General features: G+C 62.9%; 14 protein-coding genes. 12 read left to right on the top strand and 2 right to left on the bottom strand.

Annotation, left to right across the window (positions count from 1 at the left end):
* The first annotated feature begins 131 nt into the window (after positions 1-131).
* From AB6N07_RS16460 to AB6N07_RS16405, 12 genes are all read left to right on the top strand, one after another.
* Positions 132-1043 (top strand): substrate-binding domain-containing protein, encoded by a 912-nt coding sequence (locus tag AB6N07_RS16460; RefSeq protein ID WP_370678261.1) that lies wholly within the window; start codon positions 132-134, stop codon positions 1041-1043.
* A gap of 112 nt (positions 1044-1155) precedes the next feature.
* Positions 1156-2649: a sugar ABC transporter ATP-binding protein gene (locus AB6N07_RS16455; protein WP_370674155.1), complete on the top strand. Its 1494-nt coding sequence runs from the start codon at positions 1156-1158 to the stop codon at positions 2647-2649.
* Positions 2642-3640 (top strand): ABC transporter permease, encoded by a 999-nt coding sequence (locus AB6N07_RS16450; RefSeq protein ID WP_370674154.1) that lies wholly within the window; start codon positions 2642-2644, stop codon positions 3638-3640. The genes AB6N07_RS16455 and AB6N07_RS16450 overlap by 8 nt, the downstream gene beginning before the upstream one ends.
* A 207-nt stretch (positions 3641-3847) precedes the next feature.
* Positions 3848-5341, top strand: coding sequence for an FGGY-family carbohydrate kinase (locus AB6N07_RS16445; RefSeq protein WP_370674153.1), 1494 nt, complete (start codon positions 3848-3850; stop codon positions 5339-5341).
* A gap of 25 nt (positions 5342-5366) precedes the next feature.
* Positions 5367-6245, top strand: a complete 879-nt coding sequence (locus tag AB6N07_RS16440) for an L-ribulose-5-phosphate 3-epimerase (RefSeq protein WP_370674152.1) — start codon at positions 5367-5369, stop codon at positions 6243-6245.
* 69 nt (positions 6246-6314) lie between these two features.
* The gene (locus tag AB6N07_RS16435; protein WP_370674151.1) at positions 6315-7043 is read left to right on the top strand and encodes an SDR family oxidoreductase; all 729 of its coding nucleotides are present in this window, start codon (positions 6315-6317) and stop codon (positions 7041-7043) included.
* A gap of 140 nt (positions 7044-7183) precedes the next feature.
* Positions 7184-7606: an OsmC family protein gene (locus tag AB6N07_RS16430; RefSeq protein ID WP_370674150.1), complete on the top strand. Its 423-nt coding sequence runs from the start codon at positions 7184-7186 to the stop codon at positions 7604-7606.
* A 191-nt stretch (positions 7607-7797) separates the two neighbouring features.
* Positions 7798-9315, top strand: coding sequence for an ABC transporter substrate-binding protein (locus tag AB6N07_RS16425; RefSeq protein WP_370674149.1), 1518 nt, complete (start codon positions 7798-7800; stop codon positions 9313-9315).
* An 82-nt stretch (positions 9316-9397) separates the two neighbouring features.
* Positions 9398-10360 carry an ABC transporter permease gene (locus AB6N07_RS16420; protein WP_370678260.1) on the top strand — a complete coding sequence of 321 codons (963 nt, stop codon included), beginning with the start codon at positions 9398-9400 and terminating at the stop codon, positions 10358-10360.
* Positions 10357-11208: an ABC transporter permease gene (locus AB6N07_RS16415; protein WP_370674148.1), complete on the top strand. Its 852-nt coding sequence runs from the start codon at positions 10357-10359 to the stop codon at positions 11206-11208. Before AB6N07_RS16420 ends, AB6N07_RS16415 begins: the two co-directional genes overlap by 4 nt.
* The gene (locus AB6N07_RS16410) at positions 11208-12017 is read left to right on the top strand and encodes an ATP-binding cassette domain-containing protein (RefSeq protein ID WP_370674147.1); all 810 of its coding nucleotides are present in this window, start codon (positions 11208-11210) and stop codon (positions 12015-12017) included. The genes AB6N07_RS16415 and AB6N07_RS16410 overlap by 1 nt, the downstream gene beginning before the upstream one ends.
* Positions 12014-12766: an ABC transporter ATP-binding protein gene (locus tag AB6N07_RS16405; protein WP_370674146.1), complete on the top strand. Its 753-nt coding sequence runs from the start codon at positions 12014-12016 to the stop codon at positions 12764-12766. Before AB6N07_RS16410 ends, AB6N07_RS16405 begins: the two co-directional genes overlap by 4 nt.
* A 7-nt stretch (positions 12767-12773) precedes the next feature.
* Here the strand turns inward: AB6N07_RS16405 and AB6N07_RS16400 are convergent, their stop codons facing one another.
* Together AB6N07_RS16400 and AB6N07_RS16395 are read right to left on the bottom strand one after the other, a co-directional pair.
* Entirely contained in the window at positions 12774-14132 is a 1359-nt protein-coding gene (locus tag AB6N07_RS16400) for a sigma-54-dependent transcriptional regulator (protein ID WP_370674145.1), read from the bottom strand.
* Positions 14129-15997, bottom strand: coding sequence for an ATP-binding protein (locus AB6N07_RS16395; protein WP_370674144.1), 1869 nt, complete (start codon positions 15995-15997; stop codon positions 14129-14131). The genes AB6N07_RS16400 and AB6N07_RS16395 overlap by 4 nt, the downstream gene beginning before the upstream one ends.
* Positions 15998-16045: the final 48 nt, after the last annotated feature.

Raw genomic sequence — 16045 nt, 5'->3', positions numbered from 1 at the left:
TCCGCTGACGATTCAAGGTTGAGGTAGAAAAAGTACAAGACAAATCAGGAAAAAAGTCTACGGGCGAACGCAGGAGGTCAGCTAGAAGGAATCCGCCGAAAGGCAATAATTACGGAGGAGACGTTATGAATATCCACGCAAAAGCGGCGTTACTTGCCGCCACGGCGACGCTTGTCCTGTCGGCAGGTGCAGCTTTCTCCAAGGATGCTCCCAAGATTGGTGTTTCCTTCCAGGAAATGAACAATCCTTACTTCATCGTGATGAACGAGGAAGTCACGGCCTTCGCCAAACTGCTCGGTGCAAATACAGAGGTTTACGTCGCTGATGCTCGTCACGACGTTTCCAAGCAGCTCAGCGACATCGAGGACATGGTCTCCAAGGGCGTCAATATCCTGGTCGTGAACCCCACCGACTCCGAGGGCGTCCGTGGCGCCGTCGAAGCCGCCAAGGCCAAGGGCGTGACGGTTGTTTCCGTGGACGCGCAGGCTGCTGGCGTCGACGCCTTCGTCGGCTCCAAGAACTATGACGCGGGCGTCCTGGCCTGTGACGCGATGGTCAAAGATATTGGCGGTAAGGGAGAAGTCGCCATTCTCGATGGCATCGCCGTGGTTCCGATCCTCGAGCGTGTGCGCGGCTGCAAGGACGCCCTCGCCAAGGCGCCGGACGTCAAGCTGGTCGACACTCAGAATGGTCGTCAGGAACGCGACATTGCCGTCGACGTCGTTGAGAACATGATCCAGTCGCACCCGAACTTGAAGGGCGTCTTCTCGGTCAACGACGGTGGTGCGATGGGCGCCCTCGCCGCCATCGAAGGCTCGGGCAAGGACATCGTCCTGACCTCGGTCGACGGCGCCCCCGAGGCGACCAAGGCGATTGCTGCCGGCTCGGCCTTCAAGGCCACCGCCGCCCAGTTCCCGCGCGACCAGATGCGCATCGGCCTTGCCATCGCGCTGGCCAAGTACATGGGCGCCCATGTTCCGGCCGTGATCCCCATCGACGTCCAACTCGTCGATAAGTCCAACGCGGCTACCTTCGCCTGGTGATCGATCCGCCGCGGGGAGGACGTGGGGCAACCGCCCCTCCCCGCGGCGGTCTGCTTTCCGGACAGTCCGATCAGCATCGCCGTGTGGAACGGCGCGCTCCGAGGGTTCCGCCATGCTCGAAATGAAACATATCACCAAGAGGTTCCCCGGCATCGTCGCCCTCAACGATGTCTCCCTCTCGCTGAAACGCGGCGAGGTTCACGCGCTCGTCGGCGAAAACGGCGCCGGCAAGTCGACGCTGATGAAGATCCTTTCCGGTGTCTATCAGGCCGACGAGGGGGAACTGCTGATCGATGGGAAGGCAGTTCATCCGACACGCACACGCGAGTCGGAAAAGCTTGGCATCAACATCATCTTCCAGGAATTCAGTCTGGTTCCCGATCTCAATGCCTATGAGAACATCTTTCTCGGCCGCGAAATCCGTACCAAGCTCGGCACGCTCGATAGCCGCACCATGCGCCGTATGGCACGCGAGGCGCTCGACCGGCTCGACATGTATTTCCCGCTCGACTGTCCCGTTGCCGATCTGACGGTGGCCGAACAGCAGTCGGTGGAAATCGTCAAGGCGACCATCTTCAGCTGCAATTTCCTGGTGCTCGACGAGCCCACGGCGACTTTGACGCCGCGCGAGGTCAAAAAGCTGTTCGAGGTGATCGAGCGTCTCAAGGCGCTTGGCGTCGGCTGCTTCTTCATCTCCCATCATCTCGAAGAGATCTTCGAGATCGCTGACACCGTGTCGGTGTTGCGCGATGGCTGCCATGTGTTCACCGGCCCGGTCAGCGACTGTACCCAGGACGAACTAATTTCCAAAATGGTCGGGCGCGAAGTGACGCAGGCGTTCCCGCCGAAACGCGGCGCCGCCGAGCAGACTGAGCCACCGATCATGGAAGTGCGCAAGCTGCGCTTTCCCGGCTCGGACGAGATCTCGTTTGAGGTGCGGCGCGGCGAAATCCTCGGTATCGCAGGATTGGTTGGTGCCAAGCGGACAGAGAGCTTTCTGGCGCTGATCGGTCGCGATCCCTCCATCGAAAAGGAAGTGCTGTTCCAGGGCAAGCCGGTCGAGCTGCGTTCGCCGCACGAAGCGCTGACCCATGGCATCGGCTACCTACCAGAAGACCGAAAGCGGACCGGCTTGTTCCTGCCGTTCTCTATCCGCTCCAATATCGTGATCAGCACAGTTGCTCGGTTGACCAACAAGCTCGGCATGGTGTTGCCGCGCGAGGAGAAGGCGCTCAGCGACCGCTTCATTCAGCGCATGCGCATCCGCACCACCTCCGATCTCAAAACCGTGTCGGAGCTGTCCGGCGGCAACCAGCAGAAGGTGATCATCGCCCGCTGGCTGGCCAGCAACTGCAAGCTCTTGATCTTCGACGAGCCGACCCGCGGCATCGACGTGGGCGCAAAGGCGGAGATCTACGTCATGCTGCAGGAGCTCGCGGCGCAAGGCCTTGGTGTCGTGGTGATTTCGTCCGACCTGCCGGAAGTGATCGGTCTTTGCGACCGCGTGTTGGTCATGCGCTACGGCTCGATCCGCGCCACGTTGACCGGTGCCGACATCAACTCTGAAAAAATAATGCTTTACGCCTCGGGAGGTGAAAATGGGTGAAGCTGCAGCCACCGGCGCGACGTCGCGCGAACAACCCGGCGGACTGGTCGGCCTTGCCAAGGCCACCGTCGCCAGGCCTGAGTTCGTGTCCTTCGTCGCGCTGATCGTCCTGATGATCCTGACCGCGACGATGAACGAGAACTTCTTCACGGTCGACAACCTGATGAACATCACGCGTCAGGTTTCTACCACCGGCATCATCGCCGTTGGCATGACCTTCGTCATCCTGACGGGCGGCATCGACCTCTCCGTCGGCGCCATCGTGGCGCTCGCCTCGACGCTGATGGCCGGCATGATCGCCAACATGGGTTTCCCCTTCTGGCTGGCGGCTTTAGTGGCTATGCTCGGCGGCACACTGACCGGCTCGGTCTCGGGCTTCTTCATCGCCCGCTTCGCCCTGCCCCCGATCATTGTCACGCTGGCGATGATGGAAATCCCGCGCGGTCTCGGCCTGATCTACACCAATGGCTATCCGCTGCCGATCGACCGTGAGTTTGGCTTCATCGGCCGCGAATACATTCTCGGCCTACCGATACCGACGCTGATCATGCTGATCGTTTTCGCGGCGGCCTACTTCGTGCTGAACCGTCTGCCGATCGGCCGCTATATCTACGCCGTCGGTGGCAACGAAGACGCGGCCATCCTGTCGGGTATCCGTACCGCTCGCATCAAGCTGATGGTCTACGCCATCTCCGGCTTTACCGCTGCCATCGCTGGCATGATCCAGACCTCGCGTCTCCTGTCCGGCCAGCCCAATTCGGCCATCGGCGTGGAACTCGACGCCATCGCAGCCGTCGTGCTCGGCGGCACGGCGATCACCGGTGGTCGTGGGCATATCGTCGGCACCCTGATCGGCGCCTTACTGCTCGGTGTGCTCAATAACAGCCTGAACATGATCGGCCTGTCGCCGTACAGCCAGCGCGTCGTCAAAGGCGTCATTCTGCTGATCGCCGTCCTCATCGGCTATCTCCGCAAGCGGAATACACGCTGACACCATAACGAGGCGCCCCGGAGTCAACGAGGCGCCTCCCGGACAAAACCAAGGACCGACCATTGGTCGGTCCCATGCAAAACGGCGTCGACCGTCCCAAACCGAACAATCTTCCCGACTGCCAGACCATGGATCTGGCGGACCGGACCCTCTTTGCCCGGTGTCAAGCCGGACCCTGTGCCGCGTTTCTCTAGAGGATCAAGTGCTGTGACTTATTTTCTCGGAATCGACATCGGCGGAACCGTTATCAAGAGCGGTCTCTATGACGCCGAAGGGCACGAAAAGGCCGTGGCATCCGAGGTCGACAACGGCGTCGCCGCCCATGTCGGCTGGTCCGAGCGCGATATGAATGCCATGTGGCGGATCGTCGTTGGCACCATTCGCCGCGTCGTCGCCGAAGCGGGCGTTTCCGCCGATGACATCGCCGGTATCAGCTTCTCCGCCCACGGCAAGGGGCTCTACGCCCTCGACGCCGATGGCGAGCCGGTGCGCAACGGCATTATCTCCTCGGACAACCGCTCGCTGTCCATCGTCAAGGACTGGAAGGCCAAGGGGCTCGACGCGGCGAGCTATCCTTACGGCTACCAGCAACTGTGGACGGGCCATCCGGTATCGCTGCTCGCCTGGATGAAGGCCAACGAGCCGGACAATTACCGTCGGACGCGCCACGTGCTGATGGCCCACGACTTCATCCGCTATAAGCTGACCGGCGTTTTCGCCGCCGAGGTCACCAACATCTCCGGCAGCAACCTCTACAACGTCGAGAAGGGCGCCTACGACCCTGCGCTTTTCAAGATGTTCGGCATCGACGAGATGGAGGGCTGCCTGCCGCCGGTCGTCGGATCTGAGGAATGCGTGGCCGGCCTGAGCAGCAAGGCGGCAGAGGAAACCGGCCTCAAGGCGGCTACGCCGGTGTTCGGCGGCTTCTTCGACGTAGTGTCGGCGGCGGTCTGCGCCGGCCTCTCCGATCCCAGCTTCGTCAATGTGGTGATGGGCACCTGGACCATCGTTACCTGGACCACCGACCGCATCCTGAAACCGGAAGGCGACACGTGGCCCTACATCTGGGGCCGCTACTGCATGCCCGATCGCTACTTCGTCCACGAGGGCAGCCCGACGTCGGCCGGCAATCTCGAGTGGTTCGTCCGCACGTTCCTCGGCGGCTTGCCCGACTGTTATCGCCAGGCCGACCTGATGATTTCGTCGTTGCCGAAGGCTGGAACCGGCATTCAATTCCTGCCCTATCTGTTCGCCTCCAACCTCGGCGACGACCTCTCGGCCGGCTTGCACGGCCTCGCCAATGCCCATGGCCTCGGCCAGGTTTTGCAGGCGGTCTATGAGGGCATCTGCTTCTCGCAGCATGTCCATCTCGAGCGGATCGTCAAGCTGTCCGGTCGTGACAAGACCTTGCGCCTCACTGGTGGTCCAACCCGCTCCAAGCCCTGGATGCAGATGGTCGCCGACATCTCGGAGATGCCGGTCGAGGTGATGCACGTCGAGCAGTCCGGCTGCCTCGGAGCGGCCATCGCCGCCGCCGTCGGCTCCGGCGTCCACAAAGGCTTCAAAGAAGCCATGGCGGCGATGTGCCCGTCCGGCGCGCTGATCGAGCCGGATGCCAAGAGCTTCCCTGCCTATCGCGAGAAATACGCTGCCTTCCGCCGTCTGGCCGAGACGCTGTCCACCCTGCCGGCTGGACGCTGAGAGCCATCAAGTTCTGGAGGATGATGTGACCCGAGAGGCGCTGCCCAACCCGCTGGGCATCTACGAGAAGGCACTGCCGAAGGACCTCGACTGGCCGGCGCGGCTAGCCCTTGCCAAGGCATTGGACTTCGACTTCGTCGAAATGTCGATCGACGAAACCGATGAGCGCATGACGCGTCTCAGCTGGTCGAAAGCCGAGCGCGCTGCCTTCTGTGCCAGCGTAAGCGACTTCGGAGTTTCCGTGCCGAGCGTCTGCCTGTCCGCCCATCGGCGCTTTCCGTTCGGCAGCCGCGAGGCGTCGACGCGTGTCAAAGCGCGCGACATCATGCGCCGGGCAATCGACCTCTCCGTCGATCTCGGCATCCGCACCATCCAGGTGGCGGGATACGACGTCTACTACGAGGAAGCCGACATCGGCACCAAGGAGCGGTTCATTGAGGGGTTGCAGTGGTCGGTGGGCGAGGCCGCCAAGGCGCAGGTGATGCTGGCGGTCGAAATCATGGACACCGCCTTCATCAACTCAATCACCCGCTGGCGCGAATACGACCAACTCATCCATTCGCCTTACTTCTGCGTCTATCCCGACCTCGGCAACCTCACGGCCTGGGGCAATGACGTTGACGCCGAGCTCAGGGCGGGTATCGACCGCATCGTTGCCATCCACTTGAAAGACACGCGCAAGGTAACCGGCGACTTCCCGGGCCAGTTTCGCGACGTGCCGTTTGGTGACGGCTGCGTCGACTTCAAGGCCTGCTTTTCCACACTCGCCGACCTCGGCTATCGCGGCCCCTTCCTGATGGAGATGTGGACCGAGAAATCCGACGAACCGGTGGTGGAGATCGCCACGGCCCGCCGCTGGATGATCGAGCAGATGCGTCTCGGCGGCCTGCTGCAGGCGGCATGAAAAAACACCAGAGGAAACGCCCAACAAACAAAGTGAACGTCCGTCGGAGATGGACGAAAGGAGACTGAAATGGCTGTGAGTATTGAAGGTCAGGTTGCCGCCATCACTGGTGGTGCCTCCGGTATCGGCTTGGCGTGCGCCAAGGCCATGGCTGACGCCGGCGCCCGTGTCGCCATCGTCGATCGCGACGAAGAAGGTCTTGCCAAGGCCTGCGCCGAAATCGGCGCCAAGGCGTTCCCGGTTCGAATCGACCTCCTGAATCCCAAGAGCGTCGCGACCATGTTGCCGCAGATCCTGGAAAAGGCCGGCAAACTGGACATTCTGCATGCCAACGCTGGCGCTTATATTGGCGGTGACGCTGCCACGGGCGATCCCGACGCCTGGGACCGCATGCTGAACCTCAACATCAACGCGGCGTTCCGCACCGTGCATGCCGTTCTGCCCTATATGATCGAGCGCAAGCACGGCGACATCCTGATGACCAGCTCGGTGGCCGGCGTGGTGCCGGTGATGGTCGAGCCGATCTACACCGCGTCCAAGCATGCCGTGCAGGCCTTCGTGCACACCGTTCGCCGCCAGGTGGCCAAGCATGACGTGCGCGTCGGCGCGGTACAGCCGGGTCCGGTGATCACCGCCCTCCTCAAAGACTGGGTGCCGGAGCGGCTTGCCGCCCTGAAGGCAGCCGGCGGTCTCATCGAGCCCGAGGAAGTTGCCGAGGCGGTGCTGTTCATGCTGACGCGGCCACGCAACGTCATCGTCCGCGATCTGGTGATCCTGCCGGCTCAGTTTGATATCTGAACCCTCCCACCGGCAGACTGAGCGGCGGCGTACCGGCAGCGGTAGCGCCGCCGCTTCTTTTCGAGCGTTCGTTGCTCGCCCCTGCCCCGCAATTTGATTATCCTCCGCGCACCGTGTCGGTTCCCGCAGAGGAGATAGTCATGTCGCAGGTCAGAGTCCGCCCAATGGGTGCCAACGCAAGCCTCGATCGCAATGGCCGAGGTGACGTTGTCGCCCGCTCCGGCGCCAGCCTGGCGCTGGCCGGTTCGCCATCGATGGAAGGCTTCAATCCGCTCGAATTGCTGGATGCTTCGCTGGCCGGCTGTCTGGCGCTCAGTGTCCGTATTGCAGCCCGCAATCTCGGCCTTAACGATCGGCTCGGCTCGGTTTCAGTGGAGGTGATCGGCGCCAAGGCAGCGGAACCGCCGTCGCGCATCGCCCGCCAGACCTGCCGCTTCGCGATCGAAGGCGACTTCAACGACGCCGAACGGCGGTCGCTGATCGAGGAGGCGCACAAGGTTTGCACCATCGGCAACAGCTACCACACAGCGATCGACATCATCGACGGCGAGCCCGTCGTGTGAATTTCAACAATCCCACAGAACTTGTCTATGGATGCCTATACGGGTAAATTTATCCGAATACGACCTGTTTCGCGCAAACCTGTTTCTATGGCACCGAGCATTTCAGACGGCCCCGACATTCTCATTTCCCATGCCTCGGCTAGACTGGCCGCAATAGGTCGCCCAGTCGGCCATCCTTCGAGGAGAGAATTATGACCGCTTTGCCCGCCCGCGCGCCCCGGACCCCACTCTCGGTTCTGAAAGCAACGACGGCCGCCGCGCTGCTTGTGATGGGCCTTGGGCCGGCTCTGGCCGCCGAAGGCGGTGTCGATGCCACCATCAACGTTGGCTCGCTCTACGAGCCGCAGAACCTCGACAACACCGCCGGTGCTGGCCAGGGCATCAACGAAGCCTTCAACGGCAACGTCTACGAAGCCCTGTTCCGTCTCAATGACGACGGCTCGGTGTCGCCGAGCCTCGTCAAGGACTACAAGGTGTCCGACGACGGCCTTACATACACTTTCACGCTGCAACCGGGCGTCACCTTCCATTCCGGTGATCCGCTCACCTCCGCCGATGTCAAGTGGTCGATCGAGCGCGTCACCTCGGCCGACAGCAAGAGTTCGCGCAAGAACTCGCTGAAGCCGATCGCCTCCATCGAAACGCCGGACGACGCGACCGTCGTCGTCAAGCTTTCGTCGCGGTCGATCTCGCTGCCCTACAATCTCTCCTATGTCTGGGTGATCAACGACAAGGCCAAGGATCTGCAGTCTACCGAGGATGGGACCGGTCCCTACGCCCTCGAAGGCTGGCAGCGTGGCGCGCAGCTTGCCGTCAAGCGTTTCGACAAATACTGGGGGCCGAAGGCCGAGAACGGCGAGGTCGTCTTCAAATATTTCACCGAGGCGACCGCCCTCAATAACGCGCTACTGACTGGCGCCGTGGATGTCATCACTTCGGTGCAGAGCCCGGATTCGCTGGCTCAGTTCAAGGACAACCCCGACTTCGCCGTCGCCGAGGGCAAGTCGACCACCAAGCTGATCCTTGCCTACAACGACCGTGTCGCCCCCTTCGACAACGTCAAGGTGCGCAAGGCGCTGGCCCGGGCCGTCGACGACAAGAAGCTGCTGGAAGCGGTATGGGGCGACTATGGCACGCTGATCGGCTCCTTCGTGCCGCCGACCGATCCCTGGTACGTCGACCTCACCAAGGTCGATGCTTACGATCCGGCAAGCGCCAAGGCGCTGCTCGCCGAAGCGGGATATCCCGATGGCTTCACCTTCACCATCGACACCCCCAACTACGACCCCCATCCGCTCGCCGCGCAGTTCCTGCAAGGCGAACTGGCCAAGATCGGCGTCAAGGTGAACATCAACGTCATCACCGCCAACGAGTGGTACACCAAGGTCTACAAGGCGCACGACTTCCAGGCGACCTTGCAGGAGCACGTCAACCACCGTGACATCGTCTTCTACGGCAACCCCGACTTCTACTGGGGCTACAACAATCCCAAGGTCACCGATCTGATCAAGGCGTCCGAGGAAGCCAAGACCGTCGACGAGCAGACCGAGAAGCTGAAGGAAGCCAACATCCAGATCGCCGAGGATGCCGCCAGCAACTGGCTCTACCTCTACCCACAGATCGTGGTGTCGAAGAAGTCGGTCACCGGCTACCCGCTCAACGGCCTTAACTCGCAGTTCTTCGCCTACGGCATCAAGAAGGCGGACTGATCTCTCATCCGCTTGCCTCGACACGCGACGCCGCCCGACCTAAGCTCGGGCGGCGTTTGCCGCTTTTTTCAAAGGTGCCGTCATATTCGCCTATCTCGTCCGTCGGACAGCGATCCTCCTGGTTTCGGTGCTGATCGCCGCCGCTGTCCTTTTTCTGTTGCTGCGTCTGCTGCCCGGCGATCCCGCTAACGCGCTGGTATCGGTGGGTGCCGACCCTCAACAGATTGAAGCCGCCCGCCGGCAGGTTGGCTCCGACTTGCCGATTGCGGCCCAGTTCATCCGCTATCTCGGGCAGCTCGGCCGCTTCGATCTCGGCGCCTCCTTCGTGTCCGGCGTGCCGGTGCTGGAGGAAATCGGTCGCCGCCTGACACTGACGCTGCCGCTCACCGCCCTGGCCTTTACCGGCGCCATTGTCCTGGCTCTGCCGCTCGGTATCCTTGCCGCCGTCAAGCGCGACCGCTGGTATGGTGGCCTTATCTCCGTTGTCTCGCAGCTCGGCGTCGCCATCCCGGTTTTCTGGATCGGCATCCTCCTGGTTACTGCCTTCGCCGTGAAGCTGCGGCTGTTTCCCTCGAGCGGCTTTCCGACCTCCGGTTGGCGTGACCCGTTCGCAGCCTTGCATCAATTGACGCTGCCTATCCTGACGATCGCCTTGGTCATGTCGGCCTCGCTGATCCGCTATATTCGCTCGGCGACACTCGACGTGCTTGGCTCTGATTACCTCCGCACCGCCCGCGCACTTGGCGCCGGCTACGGCGAAGCGCTCATCCGTCACGGCATTCGCAATGGCGCTGTGCCCGTGATCTCCATCCTCGGCATCGAGCTTGCGTCAACGCTGCTCGGCGCAGTGGTGGTCGAGCGGGTGTTCTCCCTGCCAGGTCTAGGCTCCATGCTGCTCACCGGCATCGAACAGCGCGACTATCCGAGCGTTCAGGGCGTACTGTTCATCTCGACGCTTCTGGTCCTCCTTGTCGGCTTCGGCGCAGATCTCATACAGCGTCTTGTCGATCCCCGCCTGCGTGGGACAAGCGGAGCACGGTCATGACCGCCGTGGTGTCCCCCCTCGCTCCAAAGTCAAACTTCCGCGTCACCCCGGCCTTTGTGATTGGGGCAACCCTTGTCGGCCTCCATGTCGTCGTTGGGTTGCTGACTCTCGTCTGGACGCCGTATGACCCGGCGGCAATGACCGGCGGTCGTCTGGCTGCCCCATCTCTCGCCCATTGGGCTGGGACCGACCGACTCGGCCGCGATCTTTTTACCGAGATCATGGTGGGTGCCCGCATCGCGCTTAGCGTCGGCGTTGGTGCCGTGACCATCGCCGCGGCGATTGGCGTTACCGTAGGCATGCTGGCCGCTTTTGCGTCCCGCGCGGTCGACGACGTGCTGGCCGCGACGCTCGATATCCTGATTGCGTTTCCAACGCTGCTGCTCGCCATGTTGATTGTGGCCGCGAGTGATGGTGCCAGCCTCGGCACGGCCATCTTTGCCATCGGTATCGCTGCTTCGTCCATCGTCGCTCGCCTCACCCGCATCCTGGCGAAGCGCGTACTGGCCATGGATTACATCACCGCTGCGCGCGTATCGGGCACAAGCTGGCTCGGCATCGTCCGCATCCACGTGTTACCGAACATTTGGCCGACGCTGATCGTCAACTTCGCCCTGCAGTTCGGTCTTGCGGTGATCGCCGAGGCGTCGTTGTCTTACCTTGGTCTGGGCGCGCCGCCGCCCAACGCGTCCTGGGGACGATTGCTGCAGGAGGCACAGGCCACCGTCTACACTGCGCCCCTTGGCGCCATCGCGCCGGGTCTCGCTCTGGTGTCGCTGGTGATCGGCCTCAACCTGTTTGCCGACGGTCTCCGCGACGTCGCCGATCCGACCCGGTGGAGGCGTTGATGGCTGATCTTCTCCGTATCGAAAACCTCTCCATCAGCCACGCTGGCCGGCGGCTCGTCTCCGGCGTGTCCCTCGGCCTTGCCGCCGGCGAACGGGTCGGCCTGATTGGCGAGAGCGGTTCCGGCAAGTCGCTGACGGCGCTTGCCGCCATCGGTCTTCTGCCCGAGGGCATGACGGCTTCCGGTTCCGTCCTGCTCGCCGGCCAAGAAGTCGTGGGCACCGCCGACCGCGATGTCGTCCGCCTCCGAGGCACTGCCGTCGCCACCATCTTCCAGGAGCCGCTGACCGCGCTCGATCCGCTGATGCGTATTGGCGATCAGATAGCCGAAGTGTTGCGCCGCCGCGCCCGCCGCGATGGACGATCTATCTCTCGCAATGATCTCGCCACAGAGGTATCGGCTCTGATGGCCCGTGTCGCCCTGCCCGATCCGGCGCGCCTTGCCCGTTCCTATCCGCATCAGATGTCCGGTGGCCAGCGTCAGCGGGCGGCGATCGCCATGGCGCTTGCTTGCCGGCCGAGCCTTCTCATCGCCGACGAGCCGACCACGGCACTCGATGTCACCACTCAGGCCGAAGTGCTGAAGCTGCTCGAGACGTTGGTGCGCGAGGAGAACATGGGGCTTCTCTTTATCAGCCATGACCTGCCGGTGGTCGGGACTGCCGTCGATCGGGTGCTCGTCCTGCGGGCAGGTGAACTGGTCGAAGAAGGCGAAGTCGCCAAAGTATTTGGCCAGCCGCGCCACCCCTACACCCAAGGCCTCGTCGAAGCGGCCCGCGCCTTCGATCACGCCATCGGAGCGGCGTTATGAGCCTCATCGATCTCAACGCCGTCTCTTTTGCCTACGGTCACGGCCGTTCAGTGCTCAACGGTATCGACCTTCGCATCGAGACAGGCCGCAACCTTGGCATCGTCGGCGAGAGCGGATCCGGCAAGACCACCATCCTGCGTCTGCTGCTCGGCCTTGCCCGGCCAACGTCCGGACAAATCACCTTTCGCGGTGAGCCGCTTGATCCCCGCGACCGGCCGTTCATGCGCGGCTTCCGGCGGGCGGTCCAGGCCGTGTTTCAAGACCCATATTCGTCGCTCGACCCGCGCCAAAAGGTGGCCGACATCGTCGCCGAACCCTTGCGATCGCTGAGGGTGCAAACCGATATCGACGCCGCCGTTGCCGGAGCGCTGGCATCGGTGGACCTTCCTCTTGACGCAGCAGACCGCTATCCGCATGAGTTCTCGGGCGGCCAGCGCCAGCGCATCGCCATCGCTCGTGCTATCGTGTCGCAACCCGAACTGGTGCTGGCCGACGAGGTGGTGAGCGCGCTTGACCTCACGACGCGTATCCGCATCGTCGATCTCCTGAAATCGCTGTCGGAAAAGACGACGCTGGTGCTCGTTTCCCACGACATCGGCTTCGTGGCCCTTCTCTGCCAAGATCTCGTCATCTTGGAGAAGGGCCGCATCGTCGAGCAAGGGCCGGCGCGAGACATCCTGTCGGCGCCGAAACATCCCTACACGCAACGGCTTCTCGACAGCACGCCGCGTTTGCCCGATTTTGCTTGAACCGACCTTACGGCTCGCGCTGGCCCTCGGCGAGGCCGAGGCGCGTCATCTTGTCGTAGAGAGTCGACTTGGCAATCCTGAGCGCCGAAGCGGTCCGGCCGAGACTGCCGCCGCTGCGGCCGAGCGCGTCAACGATCATCGCCCGTTCGAAGGCCAGCACCGCCTCGGTCAGCGACAATGGTTCGAGGGCCGCTGCCTCAGCAAACGGCGGGAAACCAGCCTCGATACCCAACACGCAGCGATCGGCGACATTGCGCAACTCGCGCACGTTGCCCGGCCAGTCGTAGGCCATCAGCGTGCGGAGGCGGATATCGTCGAGTGCTGGCGCCGGACGGCCGTGCACGACGCTGGCTTGCTCCGCGAAGTGGGCGAACAGGAGCGGGATGTCCTCGCGCCTGTCGCGAAGCGCGGGCAGCGTCAGCGAGGCGACGGCGAGCCGATAGTAGAGATCGGACCGGAAACGGCCCTCGGCCGCCATCTTGCCGAGGTCGCCCTTGACGGCGGCGATGATCCGGCAATCGACGGGAACGGAGGTATTGGAGCCAAGTCGTTCCAGAGTTCTCTCTTGCAAGACGCGCAGCAGCTTGATTTGCACGCTGACCGGCGTGGTCTCCACCTCGTCGAGGAACAACGTGCCACCGCTCGCATGTTCGATCTTGCCGATGCGGCGCTTGGTGGCCCCGGTGAAGGAGCCTGCCTCGTGGCCAAACAATTCGCTTTCGACAAGATGCTCCGGCAGTCCACCACAGTTGATCGCCACGAAGTGGGCCTTGCGACGAGAGCTTTCGTCATGCAGGCAACGGGCGACCAGCTCCTTGCCGGTGCCGGTATCGCCACTGATCAACACCGAGGCGTTGGTCCCGGCGATGTCGGTGATGACTCGACGAAGTTTCACGATGGCCGGCGAGCGGCCGATGATGCGTCCCTCCAGGCGGCCACCATCGGAAAGCTTGTGACGGAGGCGAACGATCTCAAGCGTCAGCGCCCGCTTCTCGCGCGCCCGCCGCACCACCTCGACCAGATGCTCCGGCGAAAAGGGCTTCTCGATGAAGTCGTAGGCGCCCGCGCGCATCGCCTGCACTGCGAGCGATACGTCGCCGTGGCCGGTGATGAGGATGACCGGCAGGTCGGCATCGGCCGCCTGCATTTCCCTGAGGAGCGAGAGGCCGTCTCGTCCGGGCAGGCGCACGTCGGAGACAATGACCCCCGGCTTAGCCTCGGCGATCCGGCGCAGCGCCTCTTCCACCGAGCCGACGCCGATCGTTTGCATACCCTCGAGCTGAAGCGCCTGCTCGCAGCCGAGCAGCACGTCGGGATCGTCCTCGACGATCAGCACCCGGAGATCGTCGATCGTGGCCTTCGTCATGTCGCCTCTCCGGCGCCTGTTGGAATGGTCATCGAGAAGACGGCCCCGCCGTCCTCTGCATTGCTGGCGACAAGTTCGCCGCCAAAGTCGCGGATGATACCGGCGGAAATCGTAAGGCCCAGCCCGAGGCCGACGCCCGGTGCCTTGGTGGTAAAGAACGGCTCGAACATATGATCCAGCCTCTCCGGAGGCAGGCCTGGCCCGCTGTCCCGAATGTCGATGCGGGCGAGTCCCCCTTCGCGCCGGGCAGAGAGGAAAATACGCTGATCCTCCTCCCCTTCCATGGCGTCGATGGCGTTGCCGATCAGGTTGAGCAGCACTTGTTCGAAGCGGTTGGGATCGCACCAAAGATCGATATTGCCCCCCTCAATGTCGATCATCACCGCAACTATTCCGCGTGTCAGGCGATGATTGAGCAGGAACAACACGTCATCAATAACCTTGCGCAGTCCGACGCGCTGCGGCTCACCGGATGATTTGCGCGCGAAGATCTTGAGTTCGCCGGTCAGGTGCCCCATGCGTTCGACCAGCGGCCGAACCCGTTCGAGATTGCTGCGTACGGTGTCAAGTTCGCCGCGTTCCAGGAATCTCACCGCATTGCCACACAGCGTGACGAGGGCGGCGAGAGGCTGGTTAAGTTCGTGAGCGAGACCGGCTGAGAGCTGACCGAGGCTGGCGAGCTTACCGGCTTGAACGAGGCCGGACTGGGCATCGCGTAGCGTGCGCTCGGCACGCTCGCGCTCCTCCACCTCGCGGCGCAGTCGCTCATTGGTCGTCGACAGCGCTGCCGTTCGTTCGACCACTTCGCTTTCGAGATGATCGTGAGCCCGCTGCAGCGCGGCGCGCGCCGCCAGAATTTCGCGAAGATGCCGCCGCCGCTGGCGGTAGACCGCCAATAGGCCCAGACACAGCAGACTACCGAGACCGACGAGCGCCGCCCACAGACGTGCCAGATCATCCATCTCCGAGAGGTCGGTGAACACGGTGAGCGTCCACGGTGTCTCGGGCATCGCTCGGCTTTCGGAGAGGAAGAGCCCCTGAGTGGAAAAGCCGCCGTCCGTTCCGGCCGCGCCCGGCAGGCGGACGATGCGGGTACGATCGTCAAGTTCCCTTAGCGTTGAAAGGCCGATCGGCGCCAGGGACCGGTCATTATACTGCTGCGCCTCGGCAATTTCCCGGCGGGCTTTTTCGTCGAGCGCCGCCAGCGTTCCGTATTTCCAGCCAGGCACCGAAGACAGCACGACGACACCATGCTCGTCGCTGAGAATGGCCGGCGACTCCGCCGACGCCCAGGAGCGTTCGAGCTGATCAAGACTGACCTTCACGACGCTGATACCCAGCGTGTCGTTGCCTCGGGTGATCGCCGTCGCCAGGAAATAGCCCGGTTGAAGGTTTGTGGTGCCGATGCCGTAGAAGCGGGTCACCCGGCCGGCACCGGCGTTTTGGTAGTAGGGACGGTAGGAGAGGTCACGGCCGACGAAGCTGTCCCACTTGTTCCAGTTGCTGGAGGCAATCACCCGCCCCGTCTTGTCCAACAGGAAAACGTCGAGCGTGCCGATGCGATCGTTGAGCGCCTCAAGGTAACTGTCGGCGCGGTAGCGAAGTAGAGAGTCGGTTGGACTTACGAGCAGGGCGATAATGGTGCCATCAAGACCCATGACGTACGGATAGCTCGCGTATTTGCCGACCTCTCTTTCGAAACTCGCCGCGTAAAGATCGAGCCGATGGCCGGCATTGGCGCGGGTGGTGGAAAGCGAAAGCTCGAAGGCGACACGGTAGGCGACGAAAGCCACCAACGCTGCGAAGGCAAGAGCGCCGGCCAACGGTAGCACCGCCGCAAGGCGAAGCCGGCGACGTTTAGGCACGATGCTCTCGGCTTCCCCGGCCAATACGGTTCCTCCCGCAGGCTTCCC

Source organism: Pleomorphomonas sp. PLEO (assembly GCF_041320595.1).
Lineage (GTDB): Bacteria > Pseudomonadota > Alphaproteobacteria > Rhizobiales > Pleomorphomonadaceae > Pleomorphomonas.
The sequence above is the reverse complement of the archived record's forward strand: the minus strand, read 5'-3'. Positions and strand labels throughout refer to the sequence as shown.

Excerpts from the sequence above, each read along its gene's own strand:
- AB6N07_RS16435 (WP_370674151.1), top strand. The coding sequence starts at position 6,315 with ATGGCTGTGAGTATTGAAGGTCAGGTTGCCGCCATCACTGGTGGTGCC.
- AB6N07_RS16425 (WP_370674149.1), top strand. The coding sequence starts at position 7,798 with ATGACCGCTTTGCCCGCCCGCGCGCCCCGGACCCCACTCTCGGTTCTG.
- AB6N07_RS16450 (WP_370674154.1), top strand. The coding sequence starts at position 2,642 with ATGGGTGAAGCTGCAGCCACCGGCGCGACGTCGCGCGAACAACCCGGC.
- AB6N07_RS16415 (WP_370674148.1), top strand. The coding sequence starts at position 10,357 with ATGACCGCCGTGGTGTCCCCCCTCGCTCCAAAGTCAAACTTCCGCGTC.
- AB6N07_RS16430 (WP_370674150.1), top strand. The coding sequence starts at position 7,184 with ATGTCGCAGGTCAGAGTCCGCCCAATGGGTGCCAACGCAAGCCTCGAT.
- AB6N07_RS16400 (WP_370674145.1), bottom strand. The coding sequence starts at position 14,132 with ATGACGAAGGCCACGATCGACGATCTCCGGGTGCTGATCGTCGAGGAC.
- AB6N07_RS16455 (WP_370674155.1), top strand. The coding sequence starts at position 1,156 with ATGCTCGAAATGAAACATATCACCAAGAGGTTCCCCGGCATCGTCGCC.
- AB6N07_RS16410 (WP_370674147.1), top strand. The coding sequence starts at position 11,208 with ATGGCTGATCTTCTCCGTATCGAAAACCTCTCCATCAGCCACGCTGGC.
- AB6N07_RS16405 (WP_370674146.1), top strand. The coding sequence starts at position 12,014 with ATGAGCCTCATCGATCTCAACGCCGTCTCTTTTGCCTACGGTCACGGC.